Source organism: Acinetobacter towneri, from assembly GCF_017498585.1.
Lineage (GTDB): Bacteria > Pseudomonadota > Gammaproteobacteria > Pseudomonadales > Moraxellaceae > Acinetobacter > Acinetobacter towneri.
This window is the reverse complement of sequence record NZ_CP071766.1, coordinates 248,375-264,392: the sequence shown is the minus strand read 5'-3', so window position 1 is coordinate 264,392 and position 16,018 is coordinate 248,375. Positions and strand designations below refer to the sequence as shown.

Below are 16,018 nucleotides of genomic sequence, written 5' to 3'. Positions count from 1 at the left end.
CTCAGGTATTTTTTCATGCGTAATTTAGAAAAAACATATCATTTGGGGACAGTTATTGCGCATTGTCCCAGAGATTTGTAAATCTACATGCATATTGATATCTATTTAATATTTATAGACATTTGTATATTAAATCGTTGTGGTGAGTTTGTACTAAAACAGCTTTTCAGGCATAAAAATAGGGCATGTTGAATGCCCCAGTTTCCTATGTAGATATGTTAGTCAGCAAAAGGTAATTTTCCACCTTGATCATGTACCTGTTCAAAGGTTTCTAAACGCAATTGCTCTTGTGGATTTTGAAAATGCTGTCCGCGTAATTGTTTCACGGCTTGTTGCTTGGCTTGATCATTCATTCCACTTTGCATGATTTGATCACGCGTACTTAAATAATCCTCTACTCGTGATTTCCACTGACTGCGTTGCCCATCTAATTGTTCTAAACGCTGGGTGGCTTCAGGGCCAACCAGATTTAAACGCATTTGTCGAATTTCAGCAGCAGAGCCGCCGCGTGCTTTAATTGCTGCGGTTAAACTGCGCAAATCCTGTAAAGTATTTAACTGTTCTAAATTCTCCTGCCAATCTTGCGGGAGTTGTTTAAATAATTCTTGTAATTTCTGCGCTTTTTCAGCTTCGGACAATTTTTTATCATCCATCACCGCCATACGTTTTAAGGTGTATTCGTGGTAGATATCTTCCGTACCAAATAAACCTTCAATTTCATAATCTGAAAAATACTGTTTACGCAGGTTTTGCATATTGCTAAAAATGCTGCGGTAATATTGCGGATCTTCCTGACTCAAGTTCGGTGTTTGCAGTTGCCCCAACGCATTTCTGTAGTCTAAATAACGCTGCCATAAATCTAAAATTTGCGATAAAGCAGGCTCTTTATGTCCTTGTTGAATATACCTTTTAAAATCACCACGAATTTGTTCAATGCTTTTTTCGCCATATTGGGTAATAAAATATTCAAAACAGTTACGGGTTTGCTCATTCACAATCAGACGATGAGTTGCATCGAGTTTAAGCTGACAATTGACTTCGGTGTCTTGCTGACTTGGGCTTAAAAAATTTGCAGCAGAGTGATTCTGCATTGCTCGCTGCAGCTTTAACGCTTGAGCTGTTTCATTATTTGAGCTTGGCTGAGGCGATGTATGGGCAGAGGTTGATGGTGGCATCAGCCAATACACCAAAGCCACAATGAGCAGTATCACTACGCCTAAAACAATCCATATTTTATGTTTCTGCATTGCAATGCACCTGTTTATCCATTTTATTTTTTTAATCCTAAGCGCTCAAATATGCCATAAAAGTAAGTCGCTGTTCTAGAAATGTTGTCATTTATCGCGGCAGATTGTTACCATGACGCAGTTTTGGTTTGACCTATGTGTGCTATGAAATCATCTGCGGCTAAAATCCAGCGTCGTGCCATTAGTGGTGTATTTTTATTGAATAAGCCTTTGGGCATCAGTTCCAATGCAGCATTGCAAAAAGTGCGTTGGTTATATCGGGCACAAAAAGCAGGGCATACAGGAGCACTAGATCCATTGGCTTCAGGTTTGCTGCCGATTTGTTTGGGTGAAGCGACCAAATTTTCGCACTATTTACTCGATTCGGTGAAACGCTATCAAACCACCATTCAATTGGGACATAGCACCACCACGGGAGATGTGGAAGGGGAAGTGTTGTTGCAGCAGGCTCTACCTGCATTGAGCCAAGAGCACATTGAGCAGGTATTGGCACAATTTCAGGGCGATTTGATGCAAGTTCCGCCTATGTATTCTGCCTTAAAAAAAGAAGGCCGTCCGTTGTATGAATTGGCACGACAGGGCATTGAAATTGAACGTGAAGCGCGCCCAGTCACCATTTATGCCATTGAATTGCTGTCTTTTACAGAACAGAGCATCACTTTGGATGTAACTTGTTCTAAAGGCACGTATATTCGTGTTTTAGGTGAAGACATTGCCAAAGCCTTGGGTGCTTATGGACATTTGACCTATTTGCATCGGATTAAAACGGGGCATTTTGACCTGATTCCGAGCTATAGCATTGAATATTTAGAAAGTTTAAGTGAAGCAGAACGCGAGGCTTTATTGCTGCCTGCTTATGCGCCTGTACAGCATTTTCCACAGGTTCAGGTGCCTGAAGGTCGGGCTGAATATTTTAGCCGAGGCATGGAAAGTAATATCGAGCATCCTGCTGTTGCACAAGTATTGGTGTTTGATGGTGAGCGTTGTTTAGGCTTGGCAGAAATTACCGACAAAAAACGCTTGGTGCCTAAACGAGTGTTAAATCTTTAAAATGCAGTGAGATAGCTTATTTAAACTTGTGCTATGAAGACGTAAAGTTTCTCATACAAATCTTTGCAGGATTTCAGCTTCATGCCCTATACAGTAATTAGAGCTAAAAACTGAAATTAAAAACCGACAATAAAACCGAGCGTTGCGTTAGCCAGTGACATTTGCTTGCCAGCCAGCATCGGTTTAAAACAAGAGGTCTGCATATGAATATTTTTGAAGCTTTGCGCCAAAGTCACGACATTCAACGAAATTTAGCCCACCAACTGACGCAAACTTCAGGTGATAGCCCTGAACGTAGAGCGATATTTGAACAACTTAAAAATGAATTATTTGCGCATGCAGTGGCAGAAGATCGCTATTTTTATATTCCCTTAATGATGACTGATGCGGGTTTAAATATCACTCGCCATGCTTTGGCAGAGCATCATCAAATGGATGAATTACTCGAACAATTAACCGAAACTGAAATGAGCAACACAGGTTGGTTGGCCATTGCAAAGCAACTGTCAGATAAAGTGCATCATCATTTAAAAGAAGAAGAACATGGCTTTTTTCAGCAGGCAGGCAAAATTTTGTCTGAACAGCAAAAACAAAGTCTAGCCAAGCAATATTTGGCAGAGTATGAAAAATACCAACAGATGTCTAAAAACAGTTTGGTTTAAACATTCTGCGGCTGTTTGGATTTTTTTACTGCTCTAAAAGTAACACCGACCGAAGCTAACATAATGCAGCATAAGGCGAGCCATTGCAGTGAAGTAATTTTCTCACCCAACAATACCAAGCCTGTCAGTGCAGCCAAAGCAGGCGACAAACTGGACAGTGTGCCATAACTCATTTTGCTGAGTTGTTTTAAGGCTTGTAAATCCAGCGCATAAGGAATGGCCGTGGCAAGCACTGCAATGGCAAGCGCCTTACCCCAATACTGGGTTTCAAACAGTGCGGGGGCATTGTTATACAGTCCGAAGGGAATCAAAGCCAAAGCCGAAATACTGATAGCGATGGTCAGTGCGTGCATGCCAATATTTTGTTGCACCACTTTTTGTCCAAAATAAATATAAAAAGCCCAGCACAATCCTGCACCTAGGGCACACGCTGCACCAAACAGACTAAAATGATCACCCTGCGCTTGTCCCCAAGGCACCATAAGAATAATGCCTAAAATTGCCAACAATACCCAGACATAATCTTTACGGTTTTGAATGGACAATAAAGCCAAGCCCAAAGGCCCGACAAACTCTAAACCCACCGCAATACCTTGTGGCAATTTACCTAAAGATAGATAAAACAGAATATTCATTAAGCCCAAGGCTGCGCTATAGCACAATAAATCACGCCATTTTAAATGTGCGAGCCGTGACAGAATTTGCCATGAGCGAAACATGATTGCCACAATTACACTGGCAAAGCACAGTCGCAAAATCGTCACAGTAAGCGGGTCAAGCACCTGAAACAATTGTTTGGCAAAAGAAGCACTGATTTGATAGGAGATCATGGATAAAACCATGAACAACACCGCAGTGAGTTGGGCGTTTGGCATGGGGCAGAAAAATACTCAACAGTGTGGAAATGGGAAGGTCAGGCAGATTATAGCAAGTTTAAAAATACAGGGCTGTGGCAACTCAAGGTTACTCATAGATCAGGCATAAAAAACCACAGTGCTAAGACTGTGGTTTTTGTAGCATCAGCGTGTGGTCTTAGAACAAGACACGTACGCGAATTGTGCCTTCAACTTCGTGTAAAGTATCTAGTGCTTCTTTAGATGCAGTCGCATCAACATCCATCACTAAATAACCGACATCACCTTTGGTCATAAGTGATTGACCAGAGATGTTGATGCCGTGTTCAGCAAACAAGTTGTTGATTTTAGACAATACACCTGGAATATTTTGGTGAATATGCAATAAACGGTGCTTGCCTTCAGTCAATGGCAGTGCAATTTCAGGGAAGTTCACTGCAGACAAAGTCATACCTTTATCTGAATATGCAACAAATTTCTCTGCCACTTCTAAACCAATGTTCGCTTGCGCTTCCATGGTCGAACCACCCACGTGCGGTGTTAAAATCACGTTTGGTAGGTTACGTAGTGGGGAAACAAATTCTTCACCATTGGCTTTTGGTTCTTTCGGGAATACGTCAACTGCAGCACCTGCAATATGACCAGACTTGATGGCATCTGCCAAATCTTCAATCACCACACAAGTACCACGTGCCGCGTTAATGAAAATTGCGCCTTCTTTCATTTGTGCAAATTGTTCTTTTGCCATGAAATTGCGGGTAGATGGTACATCTGGAACGTGTAAAGAAACCACGTCAGCATTTGCCAATAATTCGCCCATAGAGCCAACTTGACGTGCATTACCTAAAGGTAACTTGGTTACAGCATCATAATAAATGACGTGCATACCCAAGCTTTCAGCCAATACTGAAAGTTGAGAACCGATTGAACCGTAACCCACGATACCTAAAGTTTTACCCCGTGTTTCAAATGAACCGACTGCAGACTTGTTCCAGCCACCTGCATGTGTATCGGTTGACTTTTCAGGTACGCGACGTAGCAATAAAATTGCTTCAGCCAATACCAATTCTGCAACCGAACGGGTGTTTGAATAAGGGGCATTGAAAACTGGAATACCACGTTCCATTGCTGCAGTTAAGTTCACTTGGTTTGTACCAATACAGAAACAACCTACCGCAATTAGTTTGTTCGCAGCTTCAAAAACTTCTTCAGTTAGCTGTGTACGTGAACGAATTCCAATGAAATGCGCATCTTTAATCGCTTCTTTTAACGCATCGCCCTCAAGCGCCGTTTTACGATAATCGATGTTGGTATAACCCGCTGCATTTAACACGTCGATTGCGTTCTGGTGTACGCCTTCTAACAACAAGAAACGAATTTTATCTTTAGGTAGTGAAAGATGTTGGCTCATTACGGCTCCGCTACAAAGGCCAAATTTAGTGGCGGTATGATAACATAGGAGATGGGTCGATATACATTTCCTTTATGACCAAGAGTGCAGGTATTTTTTGTCAGATATAATCTCTTTCAGAAATATTGCCCAAAATTGCCCTGTTCTTACCACGTTATATTATCGGAATTGCCAATATTCACAGGTTTTTCAAAAAAATCGCTTATAATAAGCGGCGCACATGAAAGCCAACCCACGCTGTTGCTTTGATGCACATATTTAGTCTGCAGTATCTTCATCTTCAAATAGATCAAGATGTGCAGACAGTCGCTTTTCTTCCTGTTTAATTCTTGCTAGGTCTGCAAACGATGAATGCTCCAGTCGCTTTAACCCCTGAGTTATTGACCCAATTAACGGCAATAGTCGGTGAAAACCGTATTAAAACGGATGCTGATAGCCTCCAAAACTGGGGTCGTGACCATACAAAGCATTTTGATCCGAACCCATCGGTCATCGTTTTTCCATCAAGCACAGAGCAAGTACAAGCCATTGTAAAACTGGCGAATCAGTTTAATGTGGCCATTACTCCATCGGGCGGACGTACAGGTTTATCTGCGGGTGCGGTGGCAGCCAATGGTGAAATTGTAGTCAGCATGGACAAGATGAACCAAATCTTGGAATTTTTCCCTGCAGACCGTATGGTACGTGTGCAAGCGGGTGTGGTGACTGAGCAACTACAAAACTATGCCGAAGAACAAGGCATGTATTATCCAGTCGATTTTGCATCTTCAGGTTCTTCACAAATTGGCGGTAATATTGGTACCAATGCGGGCGGTATTAAAGTCATTAAATACGGCATGACCCGTAACTGGGTGTTGGGTCTGACTGTGGTAACAGGCAAAGGAGATATCCTGCGTCTGAACAAAGGCATGATCAAAAACGCAACAGGTTATGCGCTGCAACATTTATTTATTGGCGGTGAAGGCACACTTGGCTTAGTGACCGAAGCTGAAATTAAGCTAGAACGCCAACCGCAAGATTTGCAAGTGATGGTGTTGGGCGTACCTGATTTTAATTCGGTGATGCCTGTATTACATGCTTTCCAAGCTAAAATTGATCTGACTGCATTTGAATTCTTTGGTGAATTGGCGATGCAAAAAGTCTTGGATCATGGTCATGTGCAACGTCCATTTGAAACCCAATGTCCATTCTACGTGTTACTTGAATTTGAAGCGCCATTTGAGCCAATTATGGACAAGGCGATGGAAATTTTTGAACACTGTATGGAACAAGGCTGGGTGATGGATGGCGTATTGAGCCAAAGCCTAGACCAAGTTGAAAGTTTATGGCGTTTGCGTGAAGACATTTCTGAGTCGATTGCACCGTTTATTCCATATAAAAACGATATTTCAGTATTGATTACTCATGTTCCTGCATTTATTCAGGAAATTGATGCAATTGTGGCAGAAAACTATCCTGACTTTGAAATTTGCTGGTTCGGCCATATTGGTGATGGTAACTTGCACCTGAACATTCTAAAACCTGCCGATTTAAGCAAAGACGAATTCTTTGCCAAATGTCAGGTGGTAAATAAGTATGTATTTGATACTGTGAAGAAATATGATGGTTCTATTTCTGCAGAACACGGTGTAGGCATGACCAAAAAACCATATTTGGAATATTCACGTTCAGCTGAAGAAATTGAATATATGAAAGCGTTGAAAAAGGTTTTTGACCCTCAAGGCATTATGAACCCAGGCAAATTATTTGATTTGTAATTCCTTTCGCCTTTCATTTATTTAAGTGAATTGAAAAACGCATCCTCGTGATGCGTTTTTTTATGCCGCTGTTTTAATTTTACATTTCTGTTCTAGCGTTTCTGCTCGAACAAGGCATCATAGAAGCATAAATAATAATCAACATTTTGGAGGAGTTATGTTGCGTTTAATCACGGTTTCCGCATTGGGTGTTGCGTTATTGTCAGGCTGTGCGACTACACAGAATATTATTTCACAAGTTACGCCTGCAGAAACACCTTTGGCGCAGGTACTCAAACAACGTCCAGATTTGCGTAAAGAATTGGCTACCGTTGAAATTCGTCAATACTTTAACCGTGTCGAAGCACCAACTGCGGCAGAAGTAAAAATTACCGAAACAGGCTTAATGGATGATTCGGTACGTTCAATTCGTAGTATTTATCACTTTAAAAATATTAATGGACAATGGCAGCAGGGTGATGTGCAAACCGCTTACTTATGCGCACGTGGTAAAAATACCAAGACTTTCCAAAGCAAAAAATGTCCTTAAATTGCTGTAGGGCTTAGGTAAATCTTGCATGATGTTCTAAAAATGCAACAAAGCGTCTGTGGATAATACTCGTGTTATCCACAGCTTTTATTTAGGATGACTTCATTCGATTCAAAAACGTGTGAGCGCAGCATGTCCATCAAAACGCTAGCATTTCTACACTGTAATGATCGCCTCATTGCCGTGGGTAGTTTTATCCTGTACTTTCGGTATTTTCATATTATGAATTGGGCAATACCGTATCGCCTTAACCCGCTGAAGGAGGTGATGCCTAACTTGGTCTGATGTCACATCAAGTGCCGCAATTTATTTAACGGACTTAAAAAATGCGCCATAAATTTGCCATTCAACTCTGTTAAACTGCAGCTCAATTTTCTATTTTTATGGGCTAAACGCGGCTGACTTGCATCGTTTTGTCCTTTATAACTCATGCCACAGCAGCAAAAAAATACCATTCAACGTGCCACACTCATGTTTCCCTTGGCTTTGGTCTTGTTTGAGTTCGCGGTTTATATTGGCAATGACTTGGTTCAACCCGCAATGTTGGCCGTCACACAAGATTTTGGTGTCAGTAGTGCATGGGCAGCTTCGTCCATGTCATTTTATTTGCTTGGCGGTGCTTGTGTGGCGTGGTTATTGGGGCCACTCTCTGACCGTTTGGGACGCAAAAAAGTATTATTGGGCGGCGTGGCATTTTTTACCCTAACCTGTTTATTGATCTTATTGACTCAGAATATTGAAAGCTTCCTTGTTCTTCGTTTTTTTCAAGGTTTTGGTTTGTCAGTCATTAGTGCAGTCGGTTATGCGGCTATTCAGGAAAATTTTGCAGAACGTGATGCAATTAAAGTCATGGCACTCATGGCGAACGTGTCTTTACTTGCTCCCTTGCTCGGCCCAGTCTTAGGTGCATTTATGATTGAGCATGTTTCTTGGCATTGGGGTTTTATCGGCATAGCACTGTTGGCATTTTTGAGTTGGTTTGGACTGAAAGCCAAAATGCCTGAAAATCAGCAGCGTATTCCCAAACCTCCATTTCGAGATGTATGGGATGATTTTAAACAAGTTTTTCAAAATACCAGATTCTTAGGTTTGACATTGGCGCTGCCCTTATTGAGCATGCCTTTAATGTTGTGGATTGCGTTATCTCCTGTGATGTTGGTGGAAGAGTTAGGCTTTAGTAGTCTGCAATACGGTTTGGCGCAGTTTCCTGTTTTGGGTGGTTTGATTTTAGGCAATCTGGTACTGATGAAAGTCATTGACCGTTTACCTTTAGGAAAAACAGTCTTGATTGGTTTACCTTTAATGTTGTTGGGTAGTGTGCTGATCGTATTGGGGGCAATTTGGCAAAGCTATTTTGTTTGGTGTTTGGTGATTGGTATGAGCTTGATTAGTTTTGGTGAGGGAATGAGCTTCTCAGTCTTATACCGTTTCGCCTTAATGTCATCGGAAGTGTCTAAAGGTACTGTTGCTGCTAGTGTTTCAATGCTATTGATGCTGTGCTTTTTTATTGTGATTGAACTGGTGCGTGTTTTATATATGCGGTTTGATATTTGGGCGTATAGTTTGGCTTGTTTGGTGCTGATAACGCTCTGGTTTAGTTTGCCACGCATGATGCTTAAACAGGTGATGCAGGAGCGAGTTGCTGCAGGGCAGTTTTAAGGGGTTAAATTTTTCAGCTGCATCATAAAACAAGGTGATGTGGCATCACCTTGCAAACATTTGATTTATAAATTAAATTTCAGAAAATGTGTAATATGATGAAAGCTGAAAAGGACTTGCAGATTAAGCTTGTACTGGTTGTTCCATCTTTTTCAATTTAGCATCAAAAACAAATGGGCCAAAAGGTAAAATTGAAGCAATTAAGCCCAAAATAAACATTTTAAGAGACCATTTTTGTTTTTCGCAAACCACAAAAAGCACTACTAAAAATGCGATAAACAATACGCCGTGTCCCATACCTACATATTTCACTAAAATTGGGTTATCGAACAAATATTTCATGGGCATAGCAATAAATAACAACAATAAGAATGAAATACCTTCTAGGAACCCAACCCAACGTAATGTTTTAATATTCATGCCCAAATCTTTTTCATGTCGATAAAACAGCAGTGTAGCGCAAATAGTGACAATAGCAAAGACGAGCTGTTGCGAGCTCTGCACATTGATGAACTAGATACGATGGCTGCAAAATTGAGCTAATTTTGTGCAAGTTAGTAGCAAGTTATTCAAAAACGAGTAAGTGTGGTTATGAAATACGACCGATATAAAGCAAGAAGAGCTGCATTGAGTGTCGTTTGAGAATAATCCTAAAAAAGATAAATTTTACTTTTTGCGGATAAGTCGAAAGGCATGTGTATAACCCTTAACTTATCCACAATTGGTAATAAATGTTTTATTGAAAATGCATCATGCTCGCTTAAATAATCCCACAGGCAATTCGCTCACCGCCGCCGCCCAATGGTTTTGGATGGTCAGCATAGTTATCACCGCCTGCATGAATCATCAAGGCCAACCCTTCAACTTGTGCCAATGTTAAACGGGGTGCAATCACAGTCACTTTGGCTGTTCCGTCGTTTGCAACACTTAAAGCCGGTAAGTCCCCTAAATGTCCTGTCAGCGGTGTACCATGATTCGGGATATTTTTGGGATTAAAATGTCCGCCCGCTGCCAAAGCAGCAACCATTTTTCCATCTTTTTCTGCTACTGCACATGAACCTTTTTCATGGATATGAAAACCTCGTTCGCCTGCAGGGAGTTGTTGGAGTTGGGGGTGAATGACTAAGCCTGCTGCACTGTCACGCAGTTCAACCGTACCTAATTCCTTGCCAATCCCTTGTGCTGAAACAGCATGCATTTTTAAGATTTTAGATTTTTGTTGTGTGGTCGCGGTGGTGCTGCAACCCATAAGTACTAGGCTGCTAAAAGCAGCAAGACTGGCAAATTTGAGTATTGAGCGCATAAAAGACATCCTGTTTGTTGTGCATAATATTTAGGGATGTCTTGATTGAAGCAAAGTTAGCTCCGTTACAATACAACGTTTGCGTAGTAGTATGTATGTACTGTGTTGAGCTGATTTATTCAGATCAACACAGCCATGTGAGCAATATGATCAGTAAAACAGCTTAATCAAGCTTTGAATTGGATGATGAATCGTCTTCAGGGAGATCATGCGCAAGCGTGGCTTTGGGCAACATTAAAGCTTCGGGCTGGTTGTTTTCATGCAACCATTCACGCCAAATGGCCAGTAACACGGCCAAAATCACAGGGCCAATAAATAGACCAATTAGACCAAAACTGGCAATTCCACCTAAAACTCCAAACATGATTAACAGGAATGGAATTTGAGTTGCACCTGAAATCACCAAAGGACGAATCACGTTATCGGCAGTGCTGACCACACATACGCCCCATGCCATCACGCCAATCGCTTCCATCGTATGCCCTTGGCTAAATAACCACAGCGAAACCGAACCATAAGCTAACGGTGGGCCAAACGGAATTAAGGCAAATAAGAAAGTCACAATGGTCAGTACCATCGGATTAGGTACCCCAGCGACAAAATAGCTCACGCCTGCGAGTAAGGCTTGCGCAATTGCGGTGAGTCCAACGCCATAGACCACAGCACGTGTGGTTTCAGAAATAGTATCTAAATAGTGATGAATACGTGGCCCAATCACCATTTCCAAAGCTTTGCTGACTTGATGCAAAATGGTGTGACCATCGCGGTAGAAAAAGAATAACGATAGCAGGGCAAAACCAAGTTTGATTAGGTTTTTGCTGACTTCATTAATCACCACTTTGCCGTAATTTAAATGCCCTTGAATCCATAAGGAAATGGATTGCACAATGCTGTTCGGATCGTGATTAATTTCTTTAAGGGTGCGGGTGACTTCTTTACCAATAATAGGTAAATTGCGAATGAAATCAGGGACATTTAAGTGTCCAGAAAAGACCTGTTTTTGTAATTCGTAATATAAGTTGCGACCTTCATGTTGCAGGATAAAAATGGCAAAAGTGAGTGGAATGCCGACCACCAACGTGACCATCAGCATCATTAAGGCTGCGCTAAGCGTAGGACGATGACCGCATAAACGTAGCACCGACTGATATAGTGGCCAGCTCATATAGGCAATGATTGCTGCCCAAACAACAGGAACAATAAAATATTTGAGTATGTGAAAACCCAAAAAGATCAGGACAAAAAACAGTCCAAACAATAAAATTTTTTGTAATGTTGGCGCGTACTGTTGCACTGAATTCACTGAAACATTCCTAAGGTCATGTGCCATATTAACTGAAAAAAAAGCTCCCGAAAACGAGAGCTTGGTAAGTTCTGGTGAATAAGTTCTAAACGGTGGCGATTCTAGGCTTTAAAACCATTGAGCAGGGTCATCTACAATGGCATTCAGTACAGGCTGCCATTGATCTTGCATTTGCAGATAAGTTTTTTGGGTTTTATCAAAAATACTTAAACCTTGCATTGCCAATTGTCCATAGGCTGCACGTTCTGAAATCCATGCCACAGGCTGTTGCTCGATTTTCTGGAAAAAATCCTGAATATCTTTAGAGCTGGCAGAGTTGGGTTTGACCCGATTGGCCAACAGCAAAATTTGGACTTTGCCTTTACGAATCCGCTTAATGTCTTGTAAGTGTTTTAAGAAGCGACGGGTGGAGTCAATGTCAAAAAATGAAGGCTGTAGAGGTGTGATAATGGCATGTGCTTCGCTAATCAGCTGCTCGGCATGCTCACCCGATAACGCACCAGGTGCATCAATAATTAAATATTCAATGTTTTTGGGTGCATCGCCAATCGACTTTTCATGACGCCAATCTAAACTTTGAATTGGAGCGGCTGTTTCTGGTCGTTGTTTTAACCATTGCAGCGCAGATTTTTGATTGTCGGCATCCGCCAAAGCAACTTTATAGCCTTTTTGTGCAAGCGCAGATGCTAAACTAATAGCCGTAATGGTTTTTCCACAGCCACCTTTTTGGTTGGCAATTAATATAGTTTTCATGACCCTCGAATCGATTTTAATCTGCTCATCCCTAGCATATCATTGTTTTGTGCTCGGAATATGACAGTTGACAAAAGTCGTATCGAGTTCTGCAAAAAAGGTTTAGGAAGGTTTTATGTCAATCTGGATGGCGATGCTGATTGGTGCCTGTATAGGCGTGGTGCTGACCACCTTAATTTTAAGCAATAGCCGCAATGGACGGATTAAAGCCGAGTATGAACAATATATTGCAGAAATTGAACTGTCACATCAGCAGGCATTATTGCAGGCACAAAAGCGCAGTGTAAATACCAGTCGTGCGGTACTGAAAGGCAAAATGGCAGAGCAATTAGCACCGATTATGCCTGAATTTCAGTATTTACCGAGCGATGCCAAATTTTTAGGTGATCCTGTTGATTATATCGTGTTTGATGGCTATACCGATTATCGGGATGGCAATGGGCATGCCGAAGATATTGCAATCGTCCTAATTGATATTAAAAGTGGTGGCGCACGTTTGACCAAAGGTCAGCAAGCAATTGCGCAGGCCATTCAGCAGGGCAGACTGCGTTTTGAAACCATTCGGATTGATTTTGAGGATTGTGATTAAAGAGGTTTATGTACTCGCGCCAATAACATGCGCTGTGCAAGACTTGGAATGCCTGCAATATCAATATATTGGACTTCACCCAATTCAAAACCAGTTTCGAGTAGGGCAATTTCAATGTCACGGTTTAAGTGACAGCCATCTGCAACTTTCTTTTGAATTGGTGTGAGCAGATGTTGCAAACGCTGAATATTTAAGTTTTGTCGATTTAAAACGTGTTCTACGAGGTGCAAAGTGCCGCCCGGTTGTAAGACACGATAAATCTCTCGCAAGCTTTGTTCTAGGTCTGGAATACTGCACAACGTCCAAGTGGATACCACATGCTGTAATTGATTATTTGCAAAAGGCAGTTGTTCTGCACTTGCGGTGATCTGCTCAACCACGAACGGTGCTGCATCAATTCGTTCCTGCGCCAATTGGAAAATTGCTGTATTGGGTTCTAAGGCATATACAGTATCTACACCTTGATAAAAAGGTAAATTTAAACCTGTGCCAAAGCCAATTTCCAAAACTTCACCCGATACGCCCAATAAAAGCTCACGTCGCAAATCCATTAAGGAAGGGGTTTGCATGACCTGATTCAGCAAGTGCGGGAAAATATGTTTTTGATAAAATTTATAGAGCATGTGCAGATCTAATTATTGATTTTTATGCCGATAAGCTTAGCTGAAATTACAGGGTTTTTGCCATGTCAGAATGAGCCAATGACTGCATTTTGTTACCAATTTCAACTATTGTATTCATAATCTGTGATTAAGATAAATATAGATAGATGAATTTAATAGGCAGATTTTAAGATGAACACGCATATTTCGCTAAAACTCACGGCATTGTTACTGACTCTGGCTTTGCCATGTTCCGTCTATGCTGCGGTCGAGCGTAATATTGCCAAAGGCTTGCCTCCTGTCGTGAAAGGTCAGTCGATTGAAGTGTTGCAACCTTTTAAGGGTGATTTTCGAATTTTGGGTTCAAAAACCTATCAGGATGATGCCCAAGCCAAATTTTCTCCGATTGATTATGCGGTGAGTTGGGGTTTATTTGCTGAGCCTGAAATTGCCCGTCATATTACCGTCAATCAATATGACCGCTATTTAAACTGGAAAATAGACCGTTTACCTGTGCCTGCAGAACAAGCCATGCAAATGGTGTCTAATATGCATATCATTCCTGCCAACCCAAAAATTGCCAAAGACATTCAAAAAGTAAAACGTGGTGATTTGGTGCGTTTAAAAGGTGAGTTGGTTGAGGTGAAAGATCAGGACTTGGTTTGGACATCATCTCTCACACCAACCGATACGGGGGATGGTGCTTGTGAAGTATTTCGCGTTAGTTCGATTCAGTGGATTGAAAAAGTCAAAAGCTGAGTGTGATGTTTAGTTTAGAGTTTGAATTGTAGATACTTGCCGAAACTGTATCTCATACACGGTGAACAGCTTGAGTATTGCTCCACGTGAAACATACACATCCATAAGAAAAAACCGCATGATGGGTTTAACTTTCATGCGGTTTTTGCTTGGTTAAAGTTGTTTTTATTTGGCGCTGAGGGCTAGCGTTTCAAACTGAACGCCATCCCAACCGTGCTGCATAAACTGGCGGATATTTTGATGATCAGTTCCATCAGGTGTTGCAAGTACTGAAGCATAATGTTCTGCAAATAGGCTGAGGGTTTGCGCCTGATCTAAGCCATTGAGTTTCGCAAATGAAAATATTTTGGCACTGCCCTGATTTTCATTGGCGGCGTTGAGCTGTTGCCCATTTTTGAAAGCAGTTGGCGTGTAGGTGTAACGTGCTTCAATAAATGAGAGCACATCGGTAAATATTGCAGTGCCTGCTTCAAGTTGCGCCAATAATTCCTGAGCCATCCTGTCCTCCATTGCGCCTAAAAATAACATGCAGACTAGCGCAATTTTTATGGCAAAGTCTATGTGTTTTTTGAGTGTACATTCGCATTTAAAATCATGATTCTTGTATAGTGTGATCAGGTTTTAATTGTGCGGTGATGGTTCATTCATCTCACTTTTTTTCATTAGGATTCAAAACACAATGAATTGGCTTTTGGTAGCAATGGGCGGTGCAATTGGCGCAAGTTTACGTTATGCCGCAAGCCTGTATTTATTTAAATCGGCACAGCATTTTCCATGGGCAACGTGGTCGGTCAATCTGTTTGGCTGCTTTTTGGCAGGTGTATTTTTTGCATTGAGTCAGAAATATCCTGTGTTGCAGCAGGAAGCCCGCTTATTACTGATGGTAGGTATTTTAGGTGGCTTTACCACTTTTTCCAGTTTTAGTTTGGAAACTTGGCAACTCTTAAGACATGGACAGCAAGGTATGGCGTTTAGTTATGCGCTTTCCAGTGTGGTTTTGGGAGTGATGTTGCTGGGATTGGGTTTTTATGTGATTCAACAGTTTTTAAAACATTAGATTAGGGTCTGTACCAAATCAATCGTTGAGTAGAAAAATCCATTAGATAAAAATTATAAATAAAAAGAAGCCCAAGCTGGAGGAGAGTGCTTGGGCTTTGAAGATAGAGGATATCCCATCGTTTCGATGAGCAATCTTGCTATGTTTAAAATATAAAACAGAAAACTTAACTGAATATGAAGTGATTGTGAGATTTTGCAATAAAACTCAAGCTTAGCGTTTGAAACGTGCAAAGCGTTTGTTGAAGCTCGCGACACGTCCTTCATTACTGGTTTGACGTTGTTCACCTGTGTAGAACGGATGCGATGCGCTTGAAATATCCAAAGTCACATAAGGATATACCTTGCCTTCATATTCTTTACTTTGGCTGCTTTGCAAGGTGCTGCCAATCACAAAATAGGCATTGGCGTTGGTGTCGTGGAATAAAACTTCACGATATTCTGGGTGGATATTCGGGCGCATGAGATTTCTCCAAACTAAGTG

At 41.4% G+C, this 16,018-nt stretch carries 18 protein-coding genes and 1 pseudogene; 9 read left to right on the top strand and 10 right to left on the bottom strand.

Annotation, left to right across the window (positions count from 1 at the left end):
- Nucleotides 1–218: 218 nt before the first annotated feature.
- Entirely contained in the window at nt 219–1,247 is a 1,029-nt protein-coding gene (locus tag J4G44_RS01280; RefSeq protein ID WP_207973767.1) for a lipase secretion chaperone, read from the bottom strand.
- A 144-nt stretch (nt 1,248–1,391) separates the two neighbouring features.
- Here J4G44_RS01280 and truB point away from each other — a divergent pair, with 144 nt between their 5' ends.
- A complete protein-coding gene (gene truB, locus J4G44_RS01275) occupies nt 1,392–2,297 on the top strand; it encodes a tRNA pseudouridine(55) synthase TruB (protein WP_207973766.1) in 906 nt (301 codons plus the stop codon).
- A 203-nt stretch (nt 2,298–2,500) separates the two neighbouring features.
- Nucleotides 2,501–2,959, top strand: coding sequence for a hemerythrin domain-containing protein (locus tag J4G44_RS01270; RefSeq protein ID WP_004974536.1), 459 nt, complete (start codon nt 2,501–2,503; stop codon nt 2,957–2,959).
- On the opposite strand, the gene J4G44_RS01265 is transcribed toward J4G44_RS01270, so the two are convergent.
- The gene (locus J4G44_RS01265; RefSeq protein WP_004974539.1) at nt 2,956–3,834 is read right to left on the bottom strand and encodes an EamA family transporter; all 879 of its coding nucleotides are present in this window, start codon (nt 3,832–3,834) and stop codon (nt 2,956–2,958) included. The two genes, J4G44_RS01270 and J4G44_RS01265, sit on opposite strands and share 4 nt — an antisense overlap.
- A gap of 157 nt (nt 3,835–3,991) precedes the next feature.
- Nucleotides 3,992–5,224: a phosphoglycerate dehydrogenase gene (gene serA, locus J4G44_RS01260; RefSeq protein ID WP_004974541.1), complete on the bottom strand. Its 1,233-nt coding sequence runs from the start codon at nt 5,222–5,224 to the stop codon at nt 3,992–3,994.
- Nucleotides 5,225–5,571: 347 nt separating this feature from the next.
- On the opposite strand from serA, the gene J4G44_RS01255 reads away from it, so the two are divergent.
- The 4 genes and pseudogenes from J4G44_RS01255 to craA all read left to right on the top strand — a co-directional run bounded on the left by J4G44_RS01255 (nt 5,572) and on the right by craA (nt 9,169).
- Nucleotides 5,572–6,981 (top strand): FAD-binding oxidoreductase, encoded by a 1,410-nt coding sequence (locus J4G44_RS01255; RefSeq protein WP_004974544.1) that lies wholly within the window; start codon nt 5,572–5,574, stop codon nt 6,979–6,981.
- Between the two features lie 157 nt (nt 6,982–7,138).
- Nucleotides 7,139–7,510, top strand: coding sequence for a hypothetical protein (locus J4G44_RS01250; protein ID WP_004974545.1), 372 nt, complete (start codon nt 7,139–7,141; stop codon nt 7,508–7,510).
- A gap of 138 nt (nt 7,511–7,648) precedes the next feature.
- Nucleotides 7,649–7,758: pseudogene (locus J4G44_RS01245) on the top strand (pirin family protein); the annotation flags it as partial.
- 181 nt (nt 7,759–7,939) lie between these two features.
- Nucleotides 7,940–9,169: a chloramphenicol efflux MFS transporter CraA gene (gene craA, locus J4G44_RS01240; protein ID WP_167846350.1), complete on the top strand. Its 1,230-nt coding sequence runs from the start codon at nt 7,940–7,942 to the stop codon at nt 9,167–9,169.
- 123 nt (nt 9,170–9,292) lie between these two features.
- Here craA and J4G44_RS01235 read toward each other — a convergent pair whose 3' ends face one another.
- From J4G44_RS01235 to J4G44_RS01220, 4 genes are all read right to left on the bottom strand, one after another.
- Nucleotides 9,293–9,589 (bottom strand): DUF3817 domain-containing protein, encoded by a 297-nt coding sequence (locus tag J4G44_RS01235; protein ID WP_179989060.1) that lies wholly within the window; start codon nt 9,587–9,589, stop codon nt 9,293–9,295.
- 340 nt (nt 9,590–9,929) lie between these two features.
- Nucleotides 9,930–10,472 (bottom strand): superoxide dismutase family protein, encoded by a 543-nt coding sequence (sodC, locus tag J4G44_RS01230; protein ID WP_179989059.1) that lies wholly within the window; start codon nt 10,470–10,472, stop codon nt 9,930–9,932.
- 163 nt (nt 10,473–10,635) lie between these two features.
- A complete protein-coding gene (locus J4G44_RS01225) occupies nt 10,636–11,775 on the bottom strand; it encodes an AI-2E family transporter (RefSeq protein ID WP_131260611.1) in 1,140 nt (379 codons plus the stop codon).
- Between the two features lie 108 nt (nt 11,776–11,883).
- Entirely contained in the window at nt 11,884–12,528 is a 645-nt protein-coding gene (locus tag J4G44_RS01220; RefSeq protein WP_004974554.1) for a ParA family protein, read from the bottom strand.
- Nucleotides 12,529–12,643: 115 nt separating this feature from the next.
- On the opposite strand from J4G44_RS01220, the gene J4G44_RS01215 reads away from it, so the two are divergent.
- A complete protein-coding gene (locus J4G44_RS01215) occupies nt 12,644–13,117 on the top strand; it encodes a Holliday junction resolvase-like protein (protein ID WP_004974557.1) in 474 nt (157 codons plus the stop codon).
- On the opposite strand, the gene J4G44_RS01210 is transcribed toward J4G44_RS01215, so the two are convergent.
- Complete coding sequence (locus J4G44_RS01210) at nt 13,114–13,740, bottom strand: class I SAM-dependent methyltransferase (RefSeq protein WP_207973765.1); 627 nt, start codon at nt 13,738–13,740, stop codon at nt 13,114–13,116. The genes J4G44_RS01215 and J4G44_RS01210 overlap by 4 nt on opposite strands.
- Nucleotides 13,741–13,911: 171 nt before the next feature.
- Between J4G44_RS01210 and J4G44_RS01205 the strand changes: the two genes are divergently transcribed.
- Nucleotides 13,912–14,478: a hypothetical protein gene (locus tag J4G44_RS01205; RefSeq protein ID WP_179991508.1), complete on the top strand. Its 567-nt coding sequence runs from the start codon at nt 13,912–13,914 to the stop codon at nt 14,476–14,478.
- Between the two features lie 165 nt (nt 14,479–14,643).
- Here J4G44_RS01205 and J4G44_RS01200 read toward each other — a convergent pair whose 3' ends face one another.
- Nucleotides 14,644–14,976, bottom strand: a complete 333-nt coding sequence (locus J4G44_RS01200; RefSeq protein ID WP_179989056.1) for a HopJ type III effector protein — start codon at nt 14,974–14,976, stop codon at nt 14,644–14,646.
- 181 nt (nt 14,977–15,157) lie between these two features.
- Between J4G44_RS01200 and crcB the strand changes: the two genes are divergently transcribed.
- The gene (gene crcB, locus J4G44_RS01195; protein WP_131260607.1) at nt 15,158–15,535 is read left to right on the top strand and encodes a fluoride efflux transporter CrcB; all 378 of its coding nucleotides are present in this window, start codon (nt 15,158–15,160) and stop codon (nt 15,533–15,535) included.
- A gap of 213 nt (nt 15,536–15,748) precedes the next feature.
- On the opposite strand, the gene J4G44_RS01190 is transcribed toward crcB, so the two are convergent.
- Entirely contained in the window at nt 15,749–15,997 is a 249-nt protein-coding gene (locus tag J4G44_RS01190; RefSeq protein ID WP_004974599.1) for a type B 50S ribosomal protein L31, read from the bottom strand.
- Between the last annotated feature and the right edge of the window lie 21 nt (nt 15,998–16,018).

Excerpts from the sequence above, each read along its gene's own strand:
- J4G44_RS01220 (WP_004974554.1), bottom strand. The coding sequence starts at position 12,528 with ATGAAAACTATATTAATTGCCAACCAAAAAGGTGGCTGTGGAAAAACC.
- J4G44_RS01280 (WP_207973767.1), bottom strand. The coding sequence starts at position 1,247 with ATGCAGAAACATAAAATATGGATTGTTTTAGGCGTAGTGATACTGCTC.
- J4G44_RS01250 (WP_004974545.1), top strand. The coding sequence starts at position 7,139 with ATGTTGCGTTTAATCACGGTTTCCGCATTGGGTGTTGCGTTATTGTCA.
- J4G44_RS01205 (WP_179991508.1), top strand. The coding sequence starts at position 13,912 with ATGAACACGCATATTTCGCTAAAACTCACGGCATTGTTACTGACTCTG.
- J4G44_RS01200 (WP_179989056.1), bottom strand. The coding sequence starts at position 14,976 with ATGGCTCAGGAATTATTGGCGCAACTTGAAGCAGGCACTGCAATATTT.
- J4G44_RS01215 (WP_004974557.1), top strand. The coding sequence starts at position 12,644 with ATGTCAATCTGGATGGCGATGCTGATTGGTGCCTGTATAGGCGTGGTG.
- J4G44_RS01210 (WP_207973765.1), bottom strand. The coding sequence starts at position 13,740 with ATGCTCTATAAATTTTATCAAAAACATATTTTCCCGCACTTGCTGAAT.
- J4G44_RS01255 (WP_004974544.1), top strand. The coding sequence starts at position 5,572 with ATGAATGCTCCAGTCGCTTTAACCCCTGAGTTATTGACCCAATTAACG.
- J4G44_RS01265 (WP_004974539.1), bottom strand. The coding sequence starts at position 3,834 with ATGCCAAACGCCCAACTCACTGCGGTGTTGTTCATGGTTTTATCCATG.
- J4G44_RS01270 (WP_004974536.1), top strand. The coding sequence starts at position 2,501 with ATGAATATTTTTGAAGCTTTGCGCCAAAGTCACGACATTCAACGAAAT.
- J4G44_RS01235 (WP_179989060.1), bottom strand. The coding sequence starts at position 9,589 with ATGAATATTAAAACATTACGTTGGGTTGGGTTCCTAGAAGGTATTTCA.
- craA (WP_167846350.1), top strand. The coding sequence starts at position 7,940 with ATGCCACAGCAGCAAAAAAATACCATTCAACGTGCCACACTCATGTTT.
- serA (WP_004974541.1), bottom strand. The coding sequence starts at position 5,224 with ATGAGCCAACATCTTTCACTACCTAAAGATAAAATTCGTTTCTTGTTG.
- crcB (WP_131260607.1), top strand. The coding sequence starts at position 15,158 with ATGAATTGGCTTTTGGTAGCAATGGGCGGTGCAATTGGCGCAAGTTTA.
- J4G44_RS01190 (WP_004974599.1), bottom strand. The coding sequence starts at position 15,997 with ATGCGCCCGAATATCCACCCAGAATATCGTGAAGTTTTATTCCACGAC.
- truB (WP_207973766.1), top strand. The coding sequence starts at position 1,392 with ATGAAATCATCTGCGGCTAAAATCCAGCGTCGTGCCATTAGTGGTGTA.
- sodC (WP_179989059.1), bottom strand. The coding sequence starts at position 10,472 with ATGCGCTCAATACTCAAATTTGCCAGTCTTGCTGCTTTTAGCAGCCTA.